Raw genomic sequence first — 21,248 nt, forward strand, 5'->3', positions numbered from 1 at the left:
GGAACATTGGCTCGCTCCGTCAGGGGTGGGGTCTTGCCGCTCGGGCGTAGCGGGTGGACAGCCTCTCGAGCTGCACCAGGAGCTCCGGCGGGCCGGTCACCTCGAAGTCGGCGTCCATCAGTCCGATGTAGACGGCCAGCATCTGCGGGGTGTCCGAGCCGACGGCCACCACGCACTCGTGCTCGGTCGACGACACGAGCTCGACACCGGCGGCAGCTTCCTCGCCAGCTCGTCGGGTGGGGCGAACACCCGTACGGTGGCCCGGTAGCGCCACATCGCGGTGCCGAGCGTGGCGGCGACGTACGCGGCGAGGTCGCCGGCGGGTGGCTCGCGCGGCGCGAACCGGGGACCGGTCGGGATCTTGGGCCGCAGCCGGTCGACCCGGAACGTGCGCCAGTCCCGCCGGTCGAGGTCGTACGCGACGAGGTACCAGCGGCCGCGGGCGTGCGCGAGGCGGTGCGGCTCGACCGTCCGGACCGACTCGGTGCCCTCGTGGCTCGCGTAGTCGAAGCGCAGCCGCTCGTGGTCGCGGCACACCGCGGCGAGCGTGCTGAGCACCTCGGCGTCGACGGTAGGACCGCGGCCGGACACCGGGACGGTCGCGGTGTGCAGGGCGTGCACCCGGTGCCGCAGCCGCGCGGGGAGCACCTGCTCGAGCTCGGCCAGCACCGGGCCGGTCCAGTCGCGCCGGGCCTGCAGGAGTGAGAGCAGGCGCAGCAGCCGCGCCGAGGTGTCCAACATGGCCTTCATTCTGGCCCCGATTGCGGAACGAACCGTTCCGCAATGGTTCCTAGCCTGGGTCCATGAACATCGAGAGCTTCCGCATCGACATCCCGCAGGCCGACCTGGACGACCTCGCCGCCCGCCTCGCCGCCACCCGCTGGCCCACCCCGCTGCCCGGGGTGGGCTGGGAGCGCGGCGTGCCGGTGGACTACCTGCGGGACCTCGCCGAGTACTGGCGGACCCGGTTCGGCGTGTCGGTGTTCGCCGGCGACAGCTCGATCCGCTCGATGCTGGGCCCCAACGGCGAGGTCGCGCGGTGGACGGAGTTCGACCAAGGTGGGCACTTCCCGGGCCTGGAGACGCCCCGCCTGCTGGCCGGCGAGCTGCGAGAGTTCTTCGGTGACCACCGCTGACCGCGCCCTGAACCGCGCGACGCTGTCCCGCCAGCTGCTGCTGCACCGGTCCACGATGTCCACGGTGGACGCGGTGCGGCGGCTGGTGGGGCTGCAGGCGCAGTCGGTCAACGCGCCGTACCTCGGCCTGTGGTCGCGGCTCGCCGAGCTCTCGCTGACCGACCTGCTGGCGGACCGGACGGTGGTGCGCTCGTCGGTGCTGCGCGGGACGCAGCACCTGGTGCTGGGGGAGGACTACGGCTGGCTGCGGCCGCTGGTGGCGCCGACGCTGGCGCGGGCGCAGCGAGCCTCGTTCGGCCGGATCATGGCCGGCGTCGACCTGGCCGAGCTGGCCTCCGTCGGGGAGTCGCTGCTGGCCGGCCGGACGCTGACCCGGCCGCAGCTGCGGGACGAGCTGGCCCGCCGGTGGCCGTCGGTGGCGCCGGACCCGCTGGCGTGGTCGGTGCAGGCGCTGGTGCCGGTGGTGCACCCGCCGCCGAGCGGCACGTGGCGGCGAGGCGGCACGACCCCGTTCACGCTGGCGACCGAGTGGCTGGGCCGCCCGCTCGACACCCGGCTCGACCCGGCGCGGCTGGTCCGCCGCTACCTGACCGGCTACGGCCCGGCGACGGTGAAGGACGTGCAGACGTGGTCCGGCGTGCCGGGCCTGACCGAGGTCGTCGACGGGATGACCGACCTCGTGCGCGCCGGCGACCGGTACGACCTGCCCGGCCAGACCTACCCGGACCCGGACACGCCGGCGCCGGTGCGGCTGCTGCCGGAGTTCGACAACCTGGTCATCGCCTACGCCGACCGGACCCGGCTGATGCCTGACGAGTACCGCAGGCGGATCTGCGTCGGCTCGATGATCCACCCGACCGTGCTCGTGGACGGGACGGTCCGCGGCACGTGGAAGCTGCGCTGGGCCAAGGACTCCGCCACGCTGACCGTCGAGCTGTTCGAGCGACTGTCGCGTGTGGACCAAGACGAGGTGGCGGCGGAGGCGACCCGGCTGCTCGAGCTCGCCGCCCCGGACCTCGACCGGACGCTGACGTTGCGGTGATGCACCACTGCTGTCCTTCCACTCACGACAGCTCGGCCGAGGTGTCGGCGATGGCCTGGTCCAGGATCTCCAGGCCCAGCGCCAGCTCCTCCTCCGTCGCGGTCAGCGGCGGCGCGATCCGGAACACCCCGCCCATGCCCGGCAGCTGGACGATGTTCATGTGCAGGCCGAGCTCGAGGCAGCGGCGGGTGACGGCCGCGCCCTGCTCGTCGGAGCTCTCCTTGGTGTCCCGGTCGACGACCAGTTCGAGTCCGGCCAGCAGGCCCCGGCCCCGGACGTCCCCGACGACGTCGTGCCGGTGGGCGATCCGCTCGAGGCCGTGCCGCAGCAACCCGCCGAGCCGGCGCGCGCGCTCGTCGAGGCGGTCGCGGGTCAGGACGTCGAGCACCGTGTTGCCGACCGCCGCGACCAGCGGGTCCGAGATGTGTGTGGTGAAGAACAGGAACCCGCGGTCGTGCGCCTCCTGCTCGATCTCGGCGCTGGTCAGCACCGCCGCCAGCGGCAGGCCGGCGCCGAGCGTCTTCGACAGCGTCAGGATGTCCGGGACGACGCCGTCGCGCTCGAACGCGTACCAGGTGCCCGTGCGGCAGAGCCCGGTCTGGGCCTCGTCGAGGATCAGCAGCATCCCGCGCTCGCGGCACTTCTGCCGCAGCGCGGCGAAGTAGCCCGGCGGCGGCTCGAGGACGCCGCCCGAGGACAGGATCGGCTCGACGATGCACGCGGCCAGGCTGCCCACGGACTGGGCGTCGATCAGGTCGAACCCGAAGTCGAGCTGACGCCGCCAGTCGAGCGAGCCGTCGGCGTGGGTGAAGTCCGGCCGGTAGGAGTTCGGTGCCGGGATAGCGAAGTTGCCCGGTGCGGACGGGCCGTAGCCCTTGCGGCCCGCGCTGTACGTCGCGCTCGCCGCGGCCTGCGTCATGCCGTGCCACGACCGCGCGAACGACACGATCTCATGCTTGCCCGTGACGAGCTTCGCCATCCGGATCGCGGCTTCGTTCGACTCGGCGCCGGTGGTCAGCAGCAGCGCCTTGGCCAGCGGCGCGGGCATCGTCTCGGCCAGCCGCCGGGCCAGATCGACGACCGGGCGGCTCAGCATTCCGCTGAACAGGTGGTCCAGCGAGCCGATCTGGCGCCGCACGGTGTCGACGATCTCCGGATGTGAGTGGCCGAGGATCGCGCTCATCTGGCCGGACGTGAAGTCGAGGATGCGGCGCCCGTCCTCGGTGTAGAGGAAGCTCCCGGCGGCGCGGTCGATGATCTCGGGGGTGAACTCGCCACCGTAGCGGACGAGGTGCCGTCCGGCGTCGGCCCAGAACTCGGTGGACGGCGATGCGGTGGTCGGAGCAGCCATGCTTCGAAGCTAGGACCGCCCGAGCGCCACGTCCATCTCACGATTCCGAGCGTGCTGTTCGGCAGAGCCGTACAACAATGGACGCATGCTGAACCCGTGGCGGCTGCGGCTGCTGAGCCGGCTGGACACCCTGGGCACGGTGCGCGCGGTCGCCGAAGCGGCCAACCTGAGCGCGTCGAGCGTGTCCCAGCAGCTCGCGGTCCTCGAGGCGGAAACGCACACCCAGCTGCTGGAACGCACCGGACGCCGGGTCCGGCTCACGCCCGCCGGGCTGATCCTGGCGCGGCGGGCCAGGGCGATCCTCGACCACATCGAAACCGTCGAGGCGGAGCTGCGCGGCCTCGGTGAGGAACCGGCCGGGCTCGTGCGGCTGGGTGCGTTCCAGAGCGCGATCCACACCCTCGCCGTCCCGGCGGTGACCGAGCTGGCGCGCACGCATCCGCACGTCGACGTCGAACTGCTGGAGCTGGAACCGCACGAGAGCATCCCGGCGCTGCGCGTCGGCGACGCCGACCTGATCATCACCACGCCGGACTTCGTCGAGCTGCCGCTGGGCCCGGACGTCGACATCGTCCCGCTGGCCACCGACCCGATCGTGCTCGTCGTGCCGCCGGAGTCGGCCGGGCGCGGCCCGGCCGACCTCGCCGCCCACGCCGGTGAGCCCTGGGCGTTCGACATGCCGCAGTCCTACATGGCGAACCTCGCGACCCGGCTGTGCCGCCAGGCGGGTTTCGAGCCGCGGGTGGTCTGCCGGTTCAGCAACTACATGATGACGTTGCAGCACGTCGAGGCCGGGCTGTCGGTCGCGCTGCTGCCCGCGCTCGCGGTCGATCCCCGCTACCGGGTCGCCACGCGCGAGCTGACCCCGGCCGTCACCCGCACGATCACGGCGGTGATCCGGCGCGGCGCGCGGTCGCGGGCGGCGGTCAACCTGGTGCTCGAAACGGTGCGCCGGCTGCCGGTGCCGGCCGAGCTGACAGGGCCGAGAACGGGCTCTCGGAGTGGCCGGCCCGCGCCCCCGTGAGGACACCTCTTTCGGCAGCCGGCTGAGCACCGCGTTGACATGCAGCCATTTGGCTGCCTATATTTAGGCAGCCAAATGGCTGCATGTCGAGGTGGGTGTATGGACGAGGTGTTCCGAGCGTTGGCCGACCCGAGCAGGCGGCGCCTGCTGGACCGGCTGAACGCGCGCAACGGGCAGAGCCTGCGTGAGCTGTGCGCCGGTCTGGACATGGCCCGGCAGTCGGTGAGCAAGCACCTCGCGGTGCTCGCCGAGGCCAACCTCGTCACCTCCGTGTGGCGCGGCCGGGAGAAGCTGCACCACCTCAACGCGGAGCCGATCAACGCCATCGCGCAGCGCTGGATCCACCGGTACGACCGGGACCGGGTGCACGCGCTGGCCGACCTCAAGACAGCATTGGAGCAGGAACCGATGGGCAACCCCGTGTTCGTCTACACCACGTTCATCGACACGACCGCCGAGCGGCTCTGGCAGGCGCTCACCGACCCGGCGTTCACCCGTCGGTACTGGGGCGGCCTCGAGCTCGAGTCGGACTGGCGGGTGGGCTCGCCGGTGCTGCTGCGTTACGCGCCGGACGAGGCCGCCAAGGACCACGGGCAGGTCGTGCTCGAGTCCGACCCGCACCGGCGCCTCGCCTACAGCTGGCACAACTACCAGCCCGAGCACGCCGAGCTGTTCGGCTGGTCGGCGGAGAAGTTCGCCGAGCTGGTCCAGGAGCCGCGGACCCGGGTGGCGTTCGACATCGAGGAGGCCGGGCCGGTCGTGAAGCTCACCGTCACCCACGACGGCTTCGCCGGTGAGACCGAGATGTACCGCGCGGTGAGCGGCCGGCTCGAGCAGAGCGGCGGCTGGCCACACCTGGTCGCGAGCATGAAGACGCTGCTGGAGACCGGCGCGCCGCTGCCGGAACCCGTCTAGACTACAGGGACAGATCTTCGCGCGACCTGCGGCAATGCCCGGGGAGCCAACCACCGGACACGACCGTGACCAGCGAGCTTCGGGCCGGCAGAAGTTGATCTAGCCCTGTAGTACTAGACGAGCGTGCCGACCGCCTCGATCGTGCGGTCGATCTGTTCGGGGGTGGTCACCATGCTCGGGCCGAACCGCAGGTACCGCTGGGCGTAGGGCGTGACGCTCGCGGCGATCCGGTGGTCCGCGCGCAGCGTCGCCGTCGCGGCGTATGCGTCCATAGTGGACACCTCGCAGCACACCACCCCGGCGGACAGGTCGGGGGAGGTGGGGGTGACGAGCCGGATCCCGTCGATGCCGGCGAGACCCTCCTTGAGCTGGCTCGCCTGCTCGGCGATGCGGGCGGCGATCCGGCCGCGGCCGATCCGCTGGTGGAACTCGAACGCCTCGCGGGCCGCCCACCGGTGCTCGAACGAGTGGTAGCCGCCGGGGGTGAATGCCGCGCCGGGGTTGGCGCCGCCGGAGAACGTCGGGATGAGCGCGGCGAGCGCCTCCCACGAACGGCCCCACAGCAGGCCCGTGCCACGCGGCCCGAACAGCCACTTGTGGGTGCCGGTGGCGAGGAAGTCGCAACCCAGGTCGTCGATGTCGGCGTCGACCGCGCCGAAGCCGTGCACGCCGTCCACGCACAGCAGTGCCCGGTCGGCGGGCGCGCGGCCGGCGTTGGCCTCGGCGACCGCCTGCCCGATGGCCGGGACCGGCAGCCGGACGCCGGTGCCGGAGTGCACCCAGGTCACGGCGACCACCCTGGTGCGCGGGCCGATCGCGGCGCGGAGCCGGTCGACGATCTGGGTCTCGTTCGCCGTGGCCGGCTCGTCGTAGAGCCGGACGCGGCGGACCGTGGCACCGGACCGTTCGCTCGCGAGGCGCAGGGCCTCGGTGGTGGCGTAGAAGTCGTGCTCGGTGGTCAGGATCTCCTGGCCCCGACGCAGCTTCAGGCCGGAGTAGAGGATGCCGAGACCCATCGTGGTGCTGTCGGTGAGCGCGATGTTCGCGGGCTGCGTGTCGAGGTACTCGGCGGCGGCTCGGCGGACCTCGTCCTCCGCGCCGTGGTGCGCCTGGACGTAGTGCTCGGTGTCCTTGTCGAGCCCCTCCCGGTGCTGGCTTATGGCTTCGCTGACCGGCTTGGGGTGCGTGGCGAGCACGAACGCGGCGAGGTGGACGAGGTCGGGGTCGAGCGGGAACTGCGCACGGACGTCGTCCCAGTCCATCGGGTCGAACTCGGTCGACCCGCCCGGCGGCGCCTCACCCCTGGTTGGTTGCTCGGTCGTGCAACCGGCCATGGCCGCGCCGGCCCCGAGGAGTCCGGCGGTGAGCAGACTGCGCCGACGTATCGGGTCCATCCCGCGATCGTATGTGCTGACAGCGAAACCGCGGGCGGGTTCGGCGCGCCCCACTAGCGTGGGGTGCATGGAGATCACCGAGTTGCGGCCGAGCCTGTACATGGTGCGGGTGGAGTTCGGCCAGCTGTACCTGTGGCGCGACGGTGACGCTGTGACCTTGGTCGACACCGGTGTGCCCGGCTCGGCCGCGGCCATCGCCGAGGCGCTGGCGAGCCTGGGGCTGGCGCCCTCCGCGGTCGAGCGGATCGTGATCACCCACGGCCACGAGGACCACGCGGGCGCCGCGGAGGAAGTCCGGTCCTGGCACGGCGCCCCGGTCCACGTGCACGAGGCCGACGCGCCGTTCGTCACCGGCGAGACGCCGCGGCCGGAACCGGTGGTCACCGAGTTCGACGCGCACCTGTGGGAGCAGATCAGCTCGCTGGGCCTCGCGTCGACCCCACCGACCACGGTGGACGTTCTGCTGCACGAGGGCGACGAGCTCGACTTCGGCGGCGGGGCACGGGTGTTGAGCATCCCCGGCCACACGCCGGGCAGCGTCGCGGTGTACCTGCCGGAGCCGCGGGTCCTGTTCACCGGCGACACGATCGGCACGACCCCGGACGGCGTGGTGATACTGGGCGTGTTCAACCAGGACGAGGACCAGCAGCTCGAGAGCTTCCACCGGATGGCCGCCCTGGACGTGGAGACCGCCTGCATCGGCCACGGCGGCCCGGTCGTCACCGGCGCGGCCGTTGATCCGGGCAACATCTCAACAGCGGACCGGGTTGTCGCGATACTCGGAGTCGCGGTCGGTGTGTTCAGCGCCGATCAGGTTGTGGACGAGACCACGAACCCGCTGGGACCTGCCTAGTGTCGCGTGATCCTGTTCCTTTGCGTCCGCTGTGGATCCACGTGGTTCCTGGCTAGGCGGAGGAAAGTCGCTCGTACTGGGTGTACTTGGGTTTTTCTCCAACGCGGCCAGGGGCCGCGTTGGCCGCAGCGGCGTAAAGGTTTCAGGGTCACGCGACACTAGACCAGGGCCGGCTCGGTCAGGGTGAGGGTGCCGGCGTCCGCGTTCAACGTGGCCTCCACGCCGAGAGGGATGGTGAGCTGGGCCGGGACGTGGCCGAAGCCGAGGTCCCACACGGTCGGCATGCCGAGGCCGCCCAGCAGGTCCGCCAGCACGGCGTACACCTCGGCCGGTTCGCCGCAGCCGGTCCACGAGCCCAGCGCGATGCCGGACACCCCGGTGAACCAGCCCGCCCGCAACAGCTGGGTGAGCATCCGGTCCACCTTGTAGGGCTCCTCGTTGACGTCCTCCAGCAACACGATCGCGTCGTCGGGTGGCCGGGCCGACGAGCCGACGCACGAGGACAGCAGGCTCAGGTTGCCGCCGACCACCGGGCCGGTCGCGGTGCCGTGGTTCATCGTCGCCACCGTGGGGCCGGTCAGCGACAGCATCGACTCCGGCTCGAACAGGGTGGCGCGCAGGTACTTCTGCGCGGTCGGGTCGAACGACTCGCCCGCGACGATCGGCGAGAACACGGTCACCAGGTCGAGGTGGTCGCCGATCGCCTGGTGCAGCGCGGTGATGTCGCTCGACCCGGTGAACACCTTCGGCCCGGCCTCGGCCATCGCGTCCCAGTCGAGCAGGTCGACCATCCGCATCGCGCCGTAGCCGCCGCGCGCGCAGATCACCGCGGCGACGTCCGGGTCGCACCACGCGCGCTGCAGGTCGCCCACCCGGTGCGCGTCGTGCCCGGCGAGGTAGGGCACGTCGGGGTGGCGGTCCAGCACGTGCTTGCCCACCTCGACCCGCAGGCCCCAGTCCCGCAACACGGCCACGCCGGCGTCCAGGGGCTCGGCGGGCACCGGCCCGGCCGGCGCGACGACCGCGACGGTGTCCCCGGGCTTCAGCCGCGCGGGCCGCGTGCGGGTCACCGGCGCAGCTCCACCACGGGCACCCCGGGCGTGGCGAACCCGAACACCTGGCCGTAGAAGGAAAGCTCGGCCTCCAGCGCTGCCGTCACGGTGTCCGCGCGGCGGAACCCGTGCTGCTCGCCCTCGAACGTCAGGTACGCGTGCGGCACGCCGCTGCCGTCCAGCGCCGCGACGTACCGGTTGGCCTGCTCCGGCGGGCACACCTGGTCCTCGAGCCCCTGCAGCAACAGCACCGGGCCGGCGAGCCGGTCCAGCCGGTTCATGGGCGACCGTTCGATGTACCGGGCCTCGTGCTCGGGGAGTGTGCCGACGAGGCCGTCGAGGTAGCGCGACTCGAAGTCGTGCGTCTCGTCGGCGAAGCCCAGCAGGTCCAGCAGCGGGTACATGATCGTGGCGCACCGGTAGGTGTCCACTGTGGTCATCGAGGCGGCGGACGTCCAGCCGCCCGCCGAGCCGCCCCGGATCGCCAGCCGCGTGCCGTCCGCGGAGCCCTCCTCCGCGAGGGCGGTGGCGACCGCGGCGCAGTCGTGCACGTCGACCACGCCCCACTCGCCGTTGAGCGACTCGCGGAACTCGCGCCCGTAGCCGGCCGAGCCGCCGTAGTTGACCGCGGCGTAACCGAAGCCGCGGCTGGTGAAGTAGGCGATCTCGAGGTTCAGCGTGCCGCGCACCTTGCCGGTCGGCCCGCCGTGCACGTACACGAGGTAGGGCGGCGCGGCACCGTCCGGCCCGGCGAAGTCGGGGTTGGTCGGCGGGTACACGAGCGCCGGGACCTGGCGGCCGTCCGGGCCCGCGAACAGCCGTTCCTCGGGCACCGGCAGGTACGTCTCGTCCGGCAGGCCGGTGCGCTCGGCGGTCAGCGTGGTCAGCGCGCCACCGGCGAGCTTGACCACGGCGAGGTCCCGGGTGGGCCCGCCGGCCGCCGACACGATCGCGCCGTCGAGCACCGCGACGTCCGGTGTCCACATGGTCCGGTCGGTGTCCACATCGGTCACCGTCGCGGCGTTCTCGTCGAGCACCGCGAGCCGGCCGGACCGCAGGATCGCGTACCGGCCGTCGCCCAGGGTCGCGAACCAGCGCGCGCCGACCGTCCAGAGCGGCCCGCCCAGCTCCTCGGCGCACGGCGCGAGGTTACGGCGCGACCCGTCCAGCCCGATGCGGAACAGGTTCCACCAGCCGTCCGGATCGGACAGTGCCAGCAACGACTCCGGCGACTCCCACTCGACCTGGCACGGGCTCTCCCGCGGCCCCCCGGCGAGCACCTCGTACGCACCGGGGCCGGCGAGCGGGGCGACACACAGCTCGGCGCCGTCCCACGGCATGCGCGGGTGGTCCCAGCCGATCCAGGCGACCCGCGTGCCGTCCGGCGAGAGCCGCGGGCCGGTCATGAACCGGTGGCTCGCGACGAGCACCCGGGCCCCGCCGCCGTCGGGATCGCCGTGGACCGGGATCGCGACCAGGTCCCGGTGGATGTCGGTGGGCCCGTCGCCGGTGACCGTCTCGCGCACGCACAGCACCGAGCCGTCCGGCCCGGGGGAGAGGTCGGCATACCGGACACCGTGGTGCCGATCGGGCGCCGGGGTGATCGGCCGCGGCTCACTGGGCGCGCCGACCTCGAGGAGGTAGAGCCGCTGGTCGGCCCAGCTGGTGAAGACGACCAGCTCGCCGCCCGGGCTGTCGAGCACGGTCCACGGCCGGCCGCCGTACTCGTGCACCCGGTTGCGGACGTTCCACGGCGCCGGCAGCACCTCGACCGGGTGACCGTCCGGTCCTTCGTGGAGCAACGCGACGCGGCCGGCCTCCGTCGGGCGCGTCTCCGCCCACCAGACCCGGCCGCCGTGCACGTCGACCCACTTCGGCTCACCGCCCGACGCCGCCACCGACGCGGCACCCAACGGTGACTCCCAGGTCCCGAACTGTGCGATCTTCACCACGCGGGCAACCCTAACCGGTCGGCCGCCGAAGGTGACCTCCGATAACGTGGCGCCAACACGTCGGCCTGGGGGGAACAGGCCTGCTCGACTTTGTTGTTGCCGTAGGGTCGGAGGTGCCATGGCTCGTGTCATTCATGTGTTCCGCCAGCCCGATCGGTTCGTCGCCGGGACGGTCGGTCAACCTGGCGACCGTACGTTCTACCTGCAGGCCTCGGAGAGCGCGAGGACCATCAGCGTCACGCTGGAGAAGCAGCAGATGGCCGTGCTCGCCGAGCGCATCGGATCACTGTTGGAGGAGGTCCACCGGCGCTTCGGGGCCGACCTCCCGGACGAGACGCCCGACGACCAGGTCGACGCCGGCCCGCTGACGGTGCCCGTCGAGGAGGAGTTCCGGGTCGGGACCATGGGGCTCGGCTGGGACTCCGAGACCCGCGCGGTGGTCATCGAGCTGCTCGCGATCACCGAGGGCGAGGTCGACGAGTCGGTCGTGCTCGACGACACCGAGGAGGGCCCGGACGCGGTGCGGGTGTTCCTCACCCCGGCCGGGGCGCGGGCGTTCGCCGAGCGAGCCGACCGGGTGATCAACGCCGGCCGCAAGCCGTGCCCGCTGTGTGGCGAGCCGCTGGACCCGGCCGGGCACGTGTGCCCGCGGCAGAACGGGTACCGGCGCACCGAGGACGAGACGGAATAACTTGTTCCCGTCCGATCCGGCCGTCGCCGAGTTGCTCACCCGCGGTCGCATCGAGGTCGAGGGTCGGCTGGTGGACGCGTCCAACGCCACCTTGTTCTGCGCGATCAGCGGTGCGGGCGAGGTCGCGCACTGCGTCTACAAGCCGGTGTCCGGCGAACGGGCGTTGTGGGACTTCCCGGACGGAACGCTCGCCGGCCGGGAGGTCGGCGCCTACCTGGTCTCCGAGGCGACCGGGCTGCATCTGGTCCCGCCGACGGTGCTGCGCGCGGGGCCGTTCGGTCCCGGGATGGTGCAGCTGTGGGTGGACACCAAGGAGGGCGACGACCTCGTCGACGTCATCGGCCCGGACGACGTGCCGAAGGGCTGGCGGCGGGTGCTGCGCGCGCACGACCGCTTCGGCGAGCCTGCCGTGCTCGCGCACTCCGACCACCCGAGCATCCGGCTGATGGCCGCGCTCGACGTGGTGATCAACAACGCGGACCGCAAGGGCGGCCACGTCCTGCACGGCACCGACGGCAACGTCTACGGCGTCGACCACGGCATCTGCCTGCACACCGAGCACAAGCTGCGGACCGTGCTGTGGGGCTGGGTCGGCGAGCCGCTCCCCGAGGACGTCCTGGAGATGCTGGGCACCCTGCGCGCCGCGATGCCGGCCCTCGCCGAGTCGCTGGCCGAGCACCTGACCCGCGCGGAGATCCGCGCCCTGGGCGCGCGGCTCGACGAGCTCGAGCGGACCGCCGAGTTCCCCACCCCGGGCGCGGACTACCGGGCCATCCCCTGGCCCGCCTTCTAGCCACGCCCGCGAGTCCAACGCTCGGGTACCGCGAGTCCAACACTCGGGTGGTCCGAGTTCGACGTTCGCGGCGCGCGAACGGGGGACTCGGCGGTCCGGAAGGCTAATACGCATTTGGTGACCTATTTGTGACATCGAACATCGGCACCAGCCGGCCTGCACATCGCACCGTGCCCGTTGACGGTCAACGCGCGGCCCTCCCACCGAACCCCGCTCACTGCGAACAAGCACCGGTCATCCACGGCCGCGCCGTATGACGTACCGCCCGCCGTGGTCACCTCCGGGTTGTGGTCGGTGGGCAGCGATGAGTGCCACGCAACGCGCCGGATCCGCATGGTGCCAGCGCCTGGTCTCACCGACCTTGGCGAGCGACGGGTGGGCGCAGGCCGTCCATGATGACGGTGATGAAGGCGTCGGTGAGTTCCTGGGACGCGGGTTGTGATCGGGCGATCGCGTAGGCGGTCTGGCCGACCAGGGCGGTGGTGGCGGCGGGATCGATGTCGGTGCGGATCGCGCCGTCCTGCCGTGCCCCGGCGATCATCTCCGACACGACCCGAACCAGTGTGGCCCGCAACGCTGTGGTGGCGGGCACGTCCAGGCCGTCCAACTGGTCGCTGATGGCGTGGTGCGCGGACTGGAAGGCGATCAGCTCGGCGAGGAACGTGCGTAGCGCTCGTTCCGGATCGGTCTCCTCCAGCAGGTCCCTGGCGCGCTGGACCACGGGTTCGAGCAGGCCGGACACGGCGGCGTCGAGAAGCGCGTCCTTACCGCCGAAGGCACGTACCACGGTCGCCGCCCCGAGGCCAGCCTTCTTGGCGATGGCCTCGACGGTGAGCGAGGTGCCCGGCTCGGCCAGCAGCGCCGTGGTCGCCTCCAGCGCGAGCCGCCTGTTGCGCACCGCATCGGCCCTGCGGCCACGCTCTCCCGACGTTGACATCTGGAACGGTCCTTCCATATAGTCAAGTGGAATGTTCATTTCACTTACTCTATCGCAAGGGAGCCCCAGATGACCAAGCGGATTCTGATCTCGGGAGGCAGCATCGCCGGGCTGACGCTGGCGCACTGGCTGGCCCGGTACGGCTTCCAGCCCACCGTCGTCGAGCGCGCCCCCGGATTGCGAGCCGGCGGCAACGGGGTCGACGTGCGGGACATGGCGTCGGGTGTGGTCGAGCGGATGGGCATTATGCCGCGCGTCCAGGCGGCGGCCACCGACGTGATGGGCATGAAGTTCGTCGACGCCGACGACCGGAGCGTGGCCCACATCGACACCCGGGACCCCGGCGCGGTCGAGATCATGCGCGACGACCTGGTCGCGCTGCTGCACGAGGCGACCGACGTCGAGTACATCTTCGACGACTCCATCCGCCGCCTGGAACAGGACGACAACGGCGTCACTGTCACCTTCGACCGCGCGGACACCCGCCGCTTCGACCTGGTCATCGGCGCCGACGGCCTGCACTCCACGGTCCGCAAGCTGGCCTTCGGCCCGGAGTCACGATTCCTCCGGTACAAGGACCACTACTTCGCGTTCGCCAACACCGACGCGGCGCTGGGCGAGAACCGCTGGGTGACGATGCACAACCCCCGTCCGGGCAGGATGGCCGGGATCTACCGGTCCGGCAACCACGCCCAGGCCAAGGCATACTTCATCTTCCGATCCGGCCCTCTGACCTACGACCACCGCGATGTGGCGCAGCACAAGCGCCTGGTGAGCGACGTGTTCGGGAGCGAACCGTCCTGGCGGATCAAGGAACTGCTGGCCGCCGCACTGGCCGATCCGGACTTCTACTTCGACGCGCTGAGCCAGGTGCACATGGACTCGTGGTCGGCCGGCCGGGTCGCGCTGGCCGGCGACGGCGCCTACTGCGCCTCCCCAGCCTCAGGCGCGGGCGCGGAACTGGCCCTGGTCGGCGCGTACCGGCTCGCCGGGGAACTCGCCGCAGCCGGAGGAGACCATCAGGTTGCATTCCCCCGCTACCAGGACAGCCACCGCGCCCTCGTCCGCACGAAGCAGCAGATCGGACCCAACGTCCGGCTCATGGTGCCCAAGACCGACACCGGCAGACGAGTTCGCGACACCATCGCCCGGCTGCCGCTGATGCGCGCCCTCGGCACGATAGAACGTCTTACACAGGCCAGGAAATCCGACGCACTGCCGAAGTACAATCCCGACTGGCTCCGCCACCCCCATCGCCCCACCCACATGATTGATCTGTCCGTGCACAACCACAATCCCCATCCGGACCCACGCGGGCGCGGTCCGCAACGTTGGACTCGCGGGTCGTGAGTGTTGGACTCGCGAGGTTAGAGGGCCGTCACGACCACGTCGCGGGTGTCCGCGTCGGTCGCGGCGAACTCGAGCATCCGTGCGCCCTCGCGGACCAGGGCCGCGGTGTCCTTCTTGGACACCTTCGCCCACCGGGTGATCGTCAGTGTCGCCGCCTTGCGTTGTCTGGTGATCCGCCACGCGCCGCGCAGGAAGCCGTCCACCAGGACCGTGCCGGGAATGACACCGTTCCTCACGGCGAACAGCCGCTTGCGGTGCTCCTCGGACATCACCCGGGTCCGGTCGGCGTGGGACAGCAGCACGTTGTCGAACTCGGGCAGGAACCGAACCGGCACCGGCAGGTCGGCGGGCGGCCGGGGCGCGTCGGGGAGGTCGAGCAGCTCCCGGCCCTGCTCGTCGGCGAACACCCGCAGGGTCGGGCGCAGCGGCTCGACCACCTCGCGCAACCGGGTGAGCCCGGACCAGGCCTGGATGTCGTTGACCGTGGCGGGGCCGAACGCGCCGAGGTAGCGCCGCACCAGCCGGGCCGGGTCGGGCGACGCGTCGAGCGGGCGGCCCAGCCAGTGCTCCGAGGTGCGGTACGCGGTCTGCCCGGCGCGGCCCCACACCGCGCGCGGTGGCACCTGCACCAGCGGGAGCAGCCCGCGGGCGACGTGCGCGAGCGAGCTCGGCACGATGTTCGGCCAGCGTTCGGCCAGCGTCTCGCCGAGCTCCTTCGCGGTGTGCGCCTTCTCCTCGAGCGCGAGCCGGGCGGCGTCGGCGATCTTGGTGAGGTCCGCGCCGTCGAGGTTGCGCGCGTGCAAGGTGTTGGTCCGCAGGTCCCGGTCCATGATCACCTGGACCAGCGGGCGCAGGAAGCCCGCGTCGGCCGCCGTGACCAGGTGGACCGTGCCGCGCATCAGCGCGATCCGCACCACCCGCCGCTCGAGCAACGCGTCCGCCAGCGCCGCGGGCCGGAAGTCGACCAGGCGGGTCCACAGCCCGGTGTAGGGCGGGAACGGTGCCTGAGCCTGCATGCCGACCAGGTGCTCGACCGCGTCCTCGGCGGAACGGGTGTCGCGCTCGACGAGCAGCTGGCGGGCCAGCGTCGCCCGGTTGATCGCCCGCAGGCTCAGCACCGTCACCGTCACCGTCACCCTCCTCAGCACAGACCGTCAGCGCAGACCACGGAAGAACTCTCGCACGTCGCCGACCAGCAGGTCGGGAACCTCCATCGCGGCGAAGTGCCCGCCGGTCTCGACGTCGCTCCAGTGCGTGATCGTGTTGGTCTCCTCGGCGTAGCGGCGGATCGGGATGTCCTCGGCGAACGCGGCCACGCCGGTCGGCACCTCGGTGCGGTAAGGCGACTCGGCGGAGTGCGTGGTCGCGTGGTAGATCCGCGCCGCCGAGCCCGCGGTGCCGGTGAGCCAGTACAGCATCACGTTGGTGAGCATCCGGTCCCGGTCGACCGACGCCTCGGGCAGGTCGGCGGCCGGGTGGGTCCACTCCTTGAACTTCTCCACGATCCACGCGAGCTGCCCGACCGGCGAGTCGACGAGCGAGTAGGCGATCGTCTGCGGGCGGGTGGCCTGCAGCTGGAAGTAGGCGTTGCCGTCGTTCTGGTACAGCTGCTGGCGGGCCCAGCGCGCCTTCTCGACCTCGGTCAGCGACTCCTCGTCCACCCCGCCGAACGGGATGAAGCCGACCGTGGCCGCGTTGACGTGCAGGCCGACGACGTGCTCGGCGTCGACCCGGCCGAGGTCCGGGGTGACCATCGCGCCGAAGTCGCCGCCCTGCGCGGCGTACCGGTCGTAGCCGAGGCGGCGCATCAGCTCGGCCCAGGCCTGCGCGATCCGCTTGGTGTGCCAGCCGGGCTCCCCGGTGGGGCCGGAGAAGCCGAAGCCAGGCATCGACGGGATCACCAGGTGGAAGGCGTCGGCCGGGTCGCCACCGTGCGCGCGGGGGCCGGCGAGCGGGCCGACGACGTCGAGGAACTCGACGATCGAGCCGGGCCAGCCGTGCGTCATGACCAGCGGCAGCGCGTCCGGCTCGGGGGAGCGGACGTGGGCGAAGTGGATGGTCTGGCCGTCGATCTCGGTGACGAACTGGGGCAGCTCGTTGAGCAGCTTCTCCTGCGCCCGCCAGTCGTAGCCGGTCCGCCAGTACTCTGCGAGCTCCTTGAGGTAGCCGAGCGGCACGCCGTAGGTCCACTCCACGCCGGGCAGCTCGTCGGGCCAGCGGGTGGCGGCCAGGCGCCGGTCGAGGTCGTCCAGGTCGGCCTGCGGGATGTCGACGCGGAACGGGCGGATCTCGGTGTTGGTCATGACAAGGACGCTATCGACCAATGGTGACAGGGTCGGTCACCATTCTCTGCGATGATTTCTGGCATGTGGGAGACGTCGGCGCGGCTGCTGAAGCTGCTGTCGCTGCTGCAGGCACGCCGCGACTGGACCGGTACCCAGCTCGCCGAGCGGCTCGAGGTGACGCTGCGGACCGTGCGGCGCGACATCGACCGGCTGCGCGACCTCGGCTACCCGGTCACCGCGACCCCAGGCGCGGCCGGCGGCTACCGGCTGGAGGCGGGCGCGGCGATGCCGCCGCTGCTGCTGGACGACGACGAGGCGGTCGCGGTCGCCGTCGGCCTGCGCACCGCGGCGAACGGCACGATCTCCGGCATCGAGGAGACGTCGGTGCGGGCACTGGCGAAGCTCGAGCAGGTGCTGCCGGCGCGGCTGCGGCGGCGGGTCAACGCGCTGGGCTCCTCGACGGTGTCGCTGCCCGCACGGGGCCCGACCGTCGACTCGTCGCTGCTGACGATTCTGGCCACGGCGTGCCGGGACCACGAGTCTCTGCGGCTGCGCTATGCCCGGGCCGACGGCACCGAGTTGCGGCGGCTGGTCGAGCCGGTGCGGCTGGCGTGCACCGGACGGCGCTGGTACCTGCTGGCATGGGACCGCGAGCCGGCCGACTGGCGCACGTTCCGGGTGGACCGGATCGCCGGCCCGCCCTCGCCCGGCCCGCGCTTCCCACCACGCGACCCGCCGGCCGAGGACGTCGCCGGCTACATCTCTCGCGCGATCTCCACGGCGCCGTACAGGGTGCAGGCCACGATCCGGCTGCACGCGCCGGCCGAGGTCGCGGCCGAGCGGGTGTCGCCCGCGTCGGGGGTGGTCGAGGCGGTCGACGAGCACACCTGCCTGCTGCACGTCGGCGGGCCCTCGCTCGCCGAGTTCCCGATCTACATCGCGCAGATCGGGTTCGACTTCGAGGTGCTCTCGCCGCCGGAGCTGGTCGACCAGGTCCGCGTGCTCGCCGGCGTGTTCGGCCGGGCCGCGGGCGGCTGACCGTCAGGGGATGAGCTCGACGAGCGGTCCGTGGTGGATCGTTTGGACCTTGTAGTCGGCCCAGTAGGCGAGACCCTGGGGCACATGCGGGATGTGCTGGCCGCGGGTGAAGATCGAGTAGTAGGTCTGGTAGCGCGGAGCCGTCGCCTGCCTCGACCTCGCACGGCGAGTGCCACGACTACCTCGCCGCCGAGGGCACCTGCGCCCTGCCCGAACTCCCGCGCGACGCGCGGCTCGGTTGGCGGGCGGCGGTGGTCGAGAAGGAGACCGTGCTCGACTGGGGCACCTACCGGATGGTGAGCACCGACTGAAGGCTCGCTTGCTCGGGTGAGCAACTCCGGGTGGAGCACTCGCCTGGCTGGTCGAGCAAACCGTCAGGCCGGGCCCGCCCCACCAGGGCCGGAGCGGCTTGCGCGATGCCCGGCAGGGCGAGCCCGGCCGCGGCGATGCCGCCCCGGCCCCTCCGGCGCGCAGCAGCGTCCGCCGGGTGACACCTCGATCGATGGTCATGGACGCTGTTTCCAACCCCGGCAGTCGGCGTGGGACCAACTCCGGTTGGCCGGTGCATGACGTTTAGTCCGTGGGCTGCCAGAGCTGGAACCGCGCGCCCTGGTCGTCCACGCACTCGGCGAGCAGGCCGTACGGCTTGCGCTCGGCGGCGGCCGCGGTGCCGCCCGCCGCGCGGACCCGGTCGAGCGCCTCGGCGATGTCGTCGACCCGGTAGCACAGCTCCACCTGCGGCTCCTGGTCCGGCGGCGACCACATGCCGAACTGCGGGGTGACGTCCTCCGCGCCCCACGCGCCGGGCGACGCGCCCGGGGTGAACGGCACCTGCAGCACGGCCTCGTAGAAGTCCTTCGCTCGGACCGCGTCGGCGGCGACCATCGTCACGTGCGCGATGTCGCCCTGCCGCGCCCGGGTGGCCCGGCCCGGCGGCCGGAGGAGCATCCACCGGTGGCCGAACGGGTCGACGATCACCGAGCCGCGGCCATACGGCTGATCGACCGGCTCCCGCTCCACCACGGCACCGCGCCGCCGCGCCTTCTCGGTGACCCCGTCGACGTCGGCGACCTCCAGGTGCAGCGTATGGCTGAAGGTGGTGGGCGCGTCGGGCGCGGCCACCGGCACGTCGGGCCAGAGGTCGGAGGGCTCGGACAACATCAGCACGGCGTCGCCGAGGCCGACCTCCGCGTGCCCGATCGTGCCGTCGTCGTTGACGTACAACTCGCCGCGCTGCTCGCCGCCGAGCACCTCTGCGTACCAGGTCAGCGCACGGCGGGCGTCGGACACCATGATGGACGGGGCGAGCGAGGGCGGCCAGGCCGGCTCCCGCCGCACGATTCGGGTGGTCATGTCTGCTCCTTCTTGCTGGTCGAGCACGGCACGGGTCAGCCGCTCCCGCAGCCGTGCGGCGAAACGGGGGTCCGGGTCGACCGGGACCAGGGGCTCGCGCAGCGTCTCGAACGCTGCCTCGAACGGGTCGGTCACGACGAGCCCTCCTCTCCCTGATAGATCCGGCGGAACGCGCAGCGGGCGCGCACCAGCAACGCCTCGGTGGCGTGCACGGTGCGGTCGAGATGCCGGGCCACCTCGGGCACCGGCAGCCCGTCGAGGTATCGCAGGGTCAGCGCCGCGCGGTGGTGCGGGCCGAGCGTGGCGAGCACCTCGCGGGCGCGGATCGCGTCGACCGCGATGTCCCACGGGTCCTCGACCTGGTCCGGCTCGGCGGTGTCCAGCGGGCCGAGCAGCCGCAGCCCGCGCTGCTCACGCTCGACGCGGCGCCAGTGGTCGGCGAGCTTGTGTCGCGCGACGCCAATGAGCCACGGGACCGACGGCTGCGGCGCACCGGGCTTGCGCACCGCGTGCACCGCCGCGAGGAACGAGTCGGCGGCGAGGTCCTCGGCCAGGGTGACGTCCCGGCAACGGGCCAGCAGGTAGCCGTAGACGTGCGGCAGCGCGTCGTCGTACAGCTCCAGCAGCCCGAGCGCCGGGTCGGGCCGTACCCGCGGGTCGGTCACGTCCACATAGTCGTCCCGGGGACCGACACTCCGACGGGTCGGTGCCGAACTTTTCACCCGGACGATCGATAAGGTCGCCGTCGTGAGTTCGCAGAGCTACGACCGTTATGCCGGAGATATCCTGTCCCGCAAGCCGGACCGGCGTGCGGTGCCCGAGGTGGTGGCCGAACCGGGGCTCGTGGTCGAGGACCCGGCCAGCGGCTTCTGCGGCGCGGTCACCCGGTTCGAGCACGGGCATGTGGTGCTCGAGGACCGGCATGGCGGACACCGGCTGTTCCCGCTCGCCCCGGCCGGTTTCCTCGTCGACGGCAAGCCGGTGACGCTCACCCGCCCGGTCGCCGCGCCCGCGAGGAAGGACACGGTGTCCGCCTCGGGGTCGGTCCGCGTCGAGGGGCACACCGCACGCACCGCGCTCGACAGCCGGCTGTGGGTCGAGGGCATCCACGACGCCGAGCTCGTGGAGCGCGTATGGGGTCACGACCTGCGCGTCGAGGGCGTCGTCGTCGAGCCGCTGCACGGGATCGACGACCTGCCCGGCCGGGTCGCGGAGTTCGGCACCGGGCCGGGCAGGCGGCTCGGCGTGCTCGTCGACCACCTCGTGGCCGGCAGCAAGGAGTCCCGGATCGTCAGCGGGATCGTGGCTGAGTTGCGAGACCCGAACGTGCTGGTGACGGGTCACCCGTACGTGGACGTCTGGCAGGCGGTGCGGCCCGCGGCGGTCGGCATCGAGGCGTGGCCGGTGGTTCCCCGTGGCCTGCCGTGGAAGGAGGGTGTGTGCGCGGCGCTGGGCTGGGCCGAACCGGCCGACGGGTGGCGCCGGATCCTGTCCAGGGTGCGCACCTACAAGGACCTCGAGACCCCGCTGATCGGTGCCGTCGAGCGGCTCATCGACTTCGTCACCACCGGCGAAGAGTAGTGACCGGCAGACCAGAACTCTGAGATCATGGAGCCATGGCCGCGTTGCTATGGCTCATCGGCGGCATCGCGCTGATGGCCGCCGAGATCCTGTCCGGTGACTTCTTCCTACTGATGGTCGGCGTCGGGGCGTTGTTCGGAGCAGTCGCCGACTGGGCGTTCGACAACACGATCGTCGCCGCGATCGTCTTCGCCGTCGTGTCGATCGGGTTGGTGACCTTCGCCAGACCGTGGCTCAAGCGGCGGATGCACGGCGAGCTGATCCACACCAACGCCGACGCGCTGATCGGCCGGAAGGCGGTCGCGGTGTCGGAGGTCGACAAGGAGGGCGGTCGGGTCAAGCTCGACGGCGACGTGTGGTCGGCGCGCGCGTTCGACGACAAGCAGACGATCTCGCCCGGGGTGTCGGTCACCATCGTGGAGATCTCGGGGGCGACCGCGGTGGTGCTCGCGGATACCGATTGAGGTGGCATTCAGGTGACCGTGTCCAACTTCTGGTGGG

19 protein-coding genes and 2 pseudogenes are annotated in these 21,248 nt (G+C 71.9%); 11 read left to right on the plus strand and 10 right to left on the minus strand.

Annotated features, from left to right (window positions below; translation table 11 throughout):
• Positions 1–19: 19 nt before the first annotated feature.
• A pseudogene (locus GEV28_RS09835) lies at positions 20–741 on the minus strand (helix-turn-helix transcriptional regulator).
• A gap of 62 nt (positions 742–803) precedes the next feature.
• Here GEV28_RS09835 and GEV28_RS09840 point away from each other — a divergent pair.
• Both GEV28_RS09840 and GEV28_RS09845 read left to right on the plus strand, forming a co-directional pair.
• A pseudogene (locus GEV28_RS09840) lies at positions 804–965 on the plus strand (epoxide hydrolase N-terminal domain-containing protein); the annotation flags it as partial.
• Positions 966–1,122: 157 nt separating this feature from the next.
• Entirely contained in the window at positions 1,123–2,178 is a 1,056-nt protein-coding gene (locus GEV28_RS09845) for a winged helix DNA-binding domain-containing protein (protein WP_291410897.1), read from the plus strand.
• A gap of 22 nt (positions 2,179–2,200) precedes the next feature.
• Here the strand turns inward: GEV28_RS09845 and GEV28_RS09850 are convergent, their stop codons facing one another.
• Positions 2,201–3,529 carry an aspartate aminotransferase family protein gene (locus GEV28_RS09850; RefSeq protein ID WP_291410899.1) on the minus strand — a complete coding sequence of 443 codons (1,329 nt, stop codon included), beginning with the start codon at positions 3,527–3,529 and terminating at the stop codon, positions 2,201–2,203.
• Between the two features lie 85 nt (positions 3,530–3,614).
• Here GEV28_RS09850 and GEV28_RS09855 point away from each other — a divergent pair, with 85 nt between their 5' ends.
• Together GEV28_RS09855 and GEV28_RS09860 are read left to right on the plus strand one after the other, a co-directional pair.
• Positions 3,615–4,553, plus strand: a complete 939-nt coding sequence (locus GEV28_RS09855) for a LysR family transcriptional regulator (protein WP_291410901.1) — start codon at positions 3,615–3,617, stop codon at positions 4,551–4,553.
• A gap of 99 nt (positions 4,554–4,652) precedes the next feature.
• Entirely contained in the window at positions 4,653–5,468 is an 816-nt protein-coding gene (locus GEV28_RS09860) for a metalloregulator ArsR/SmtB family transcription factor (RefSeq protein WP_291410903.1), read from the plus strand.
• Positions 5,469–5,581: 113 nt separating this feature from the next.
• On the opposite strand, the gene GEV28_RS09865 is transcribed toward GEV28_RS09860, so the two are convergent.
• On the minus strand, positions 5,582–6,862 hold the full coding sequence (locus GEV28_RS09865) for an aminotransferase class V-fold PLP-dependent enzyme (protein ID WP_291410905.1): 1,281 nt from the start codon (positions 6,860–6,862) through the stop codon (positions 5,582–5,584).
• Between the two features lie 67 nt (positions 6,863–6,929).
• Between GEV28_RS09865 and GEV28_RS09870 the strand changes: the two genes are divergently transcribed.
• Entirely contained in the window at positions 6,930–7,715 is a 786-nt protein-coding gene (locus GEV28_RS09870; RefSeq protein WP_291410907.1) for an MBL fold metallo-hydrolase, read from the plus strand.
• A gap of 158 nt (positions 7,716–7,873) precedes the next feature.
• Here the strand turns inward: GEV28_RS09870 and GEV28_RS09875 are convergent, their stop codons facing one another.
• A complete protein-coding gene (locus tag GEV28_RS09875; protein ID WP_291410909.1) occupies positions 7,874–8,785 on the minus strand; it encodes an LD-carboxypeptidase in 912 nt (303 codons plus the stop codon).
• Positions 8,782–10,719, minus strand: coding sequence for a prolyl oligopeptidase family serine peptidase (locus tag GEV28_RS09880; RefSeq protein ID WP_291410911.1), 1,938 nt, complete (start codon positions 10,717–10,719; stop codon positions 8,782–8,784). The genes GEV28_RS09875 and GEV28_RS09880 overlap by 4 nt, the downstream gene beginning before the upstream one ends.
• A 118-nt stretch (positions 10,720–10,837) precedes the next feature.
• Here GEV28_RS09880 and GEV28_RS09885 point away from each other — a divergent pair, with 118 nt between their 5' ends.
• A complete protein-coding gene (locus GEV28_RS09885; protein WP_291410912.1) occupies positions 10,838–11,410 on the plus strand; it encodes a DUF3090 domain-containing protein in 573 nt (190 codons plus the stop codon).
• A 1-nt stretch (position 11,411) separates the two neighbouring features.
• The gene (locus GEV28_RS09890; RefSeq protein WP_291410914.1) at positions 11,412–12,203 is read left to right on the plus strand and encodes an SCO1664 family protein; all 792 of its coding nucleotides are present in this window, start codon (positions 11,412–11,414) and stop codon (positions 12,201–12,203) included.
• Positions 12,204–12,555: 352 nt separating this feature from the next.
• On the opposite strand, the gene GEV28_RS09895 is transcribed toward GEV28_RS09890, so the two are convergent.
• Positions 12,556–13,140 carry a TetR/AcrR family transcriptional regulator gene (locus GEV28_RS09895; protein WP_291410916.1) on the minus strand — a complete coding sequence of 195 codons (585 nt, stop codon included), beginning with the start codon at positions 13,138–13,140 and terminating at the stop codon, positions 12,556–12,558.
• A 69-nt stretch (positions 13,141–13,209) separates the two neighbouring features.
• Here GEV28_RS09895 and GEV28_RS09900 point away from each other — a divergent pair, with 69 nt between their 5' ends.
• A complete protein-coding gene (locus GEV28_RS09900; protein WP_291410918.1) occupies positions 13,210–14,490 on the plus strand; it encodes an FAD-dependent monooxygenase in 1,281 nt (426 codons plus the stop codon).
• 17 nt (positions 14,491–14,507) lie between these two features.
• On the opposite strand, the gene GEV28_RS09905 is transcribed toward GEV28_RS09900, so the two are convergent.
• Together GEV28_RS09905 and GEV28_RS09910 are read right to left on the minus strand one after the other, a co-directional pair.
• Positions 14,508–15,620 carry a winged helix DNA-binding domain-containing protein gene (locus GEV28_RS09905; RefSeq protein WP_367115076.1) on the minus strand — a complete coding sequence of 371 codons (1,113 nt, stop codon included), beginning with the start codon at positions 15,618–15,620 and terminating at the stop codon, positions 14,508–14,510.
• Positions 15,621–15,644: 24 nt separating this feature from the next.
• The gene (locus tag GEV28_RS09910; protein WP_291410920.1) at positions 15,645–16,793 is read right to left on the minus strand and encodes an epoxide hydrolase family protein; all 1,149 of its coding nucleotides are present in this window, start codon (positions 16,791–16,793) and stop codon (positions 15,645–15,647) included.
• 63 nt (positions 16,794–16,856) lie between these two features.
• Between GEV28_RS09910 and GEV28_RS09915 the strand changes: the two genes are divergently transcribed.
• Positions 16,857–17,813 carry a YafY family protein gene (locus GEV28_RS09915; RefSeq protein ID WP_291410922.1) on the plus strand — a complete coding sequence of 319 codons (957 nt, stop codon included), beginning with the start codon at positions 16,857–16,859 and terminating at the stop codon, positions 17,811–17,813.
• Positions 17,814–18,386: 573 nt separating this feature from the next.
• Here GEV28_RS09915 and GEV28_RS09920 read toward each other — a convergent pair.
• A complete protein-coding gene (locus GEV28_RS09920) occupies positions 18,387–19,301 on the minus strand; it encodes a VOC family protein (RefSeq protein WP_291410923.1) in 915 nt (304 codons plus the stop codon).
• Complete coding sequence (locus tag GEV28_RS09925; RefSeq protein ID WP_291410926.1) at positions 19,298–19,831, minus strand: sigma-70 family RNA polymerase sigma factor; 534 nt, start codon at positions 19,829–19,831, stop codon at positions 19,298–19,300. Before GEV28_RS09925 ends, GEV28_RS09920 begins: the two co-directional genes overlap by 4 nt.
• 82 nt (positions 19,832–19,913) lie before the next feature.
• Between GEV28_RS09925 and GEV28_RS09930 the strand changes: the two genes are divergently transcribed.
• A complete protein-coding gene (locus GEV28_RS09930) occupies positions 19,914–20,747 on the plus strand; it encodes a DUF3097 domain-containing protein (RefSeq protein WP_291410928.1) in 834 nt (277 codons plus the stop codon).
• A 35-nt stretch (positions 20,748–20,782) separates the two neighbouring features.
• Positions 20,783–21,211, plus strand: coding sequence for an NfeD family protein (locus tag GEV28_RS09935; protein WP_291410930.1), 429 nt, complete (start codon positions 20,783–20,785; stop codon positions 21,209–21,211).
• The last annotated feature ends 37 nt before the right edge of the window (positions 21,212–21,248 follow it).

Source organism: Actinophytocola sp. (assembly GCF_009379765.1).
Lineage (GTDB): Bacteria > Actinomycetota > Actinomycetes > Mycobacteriales > Pseudonocardiaceae > Actinophytocola.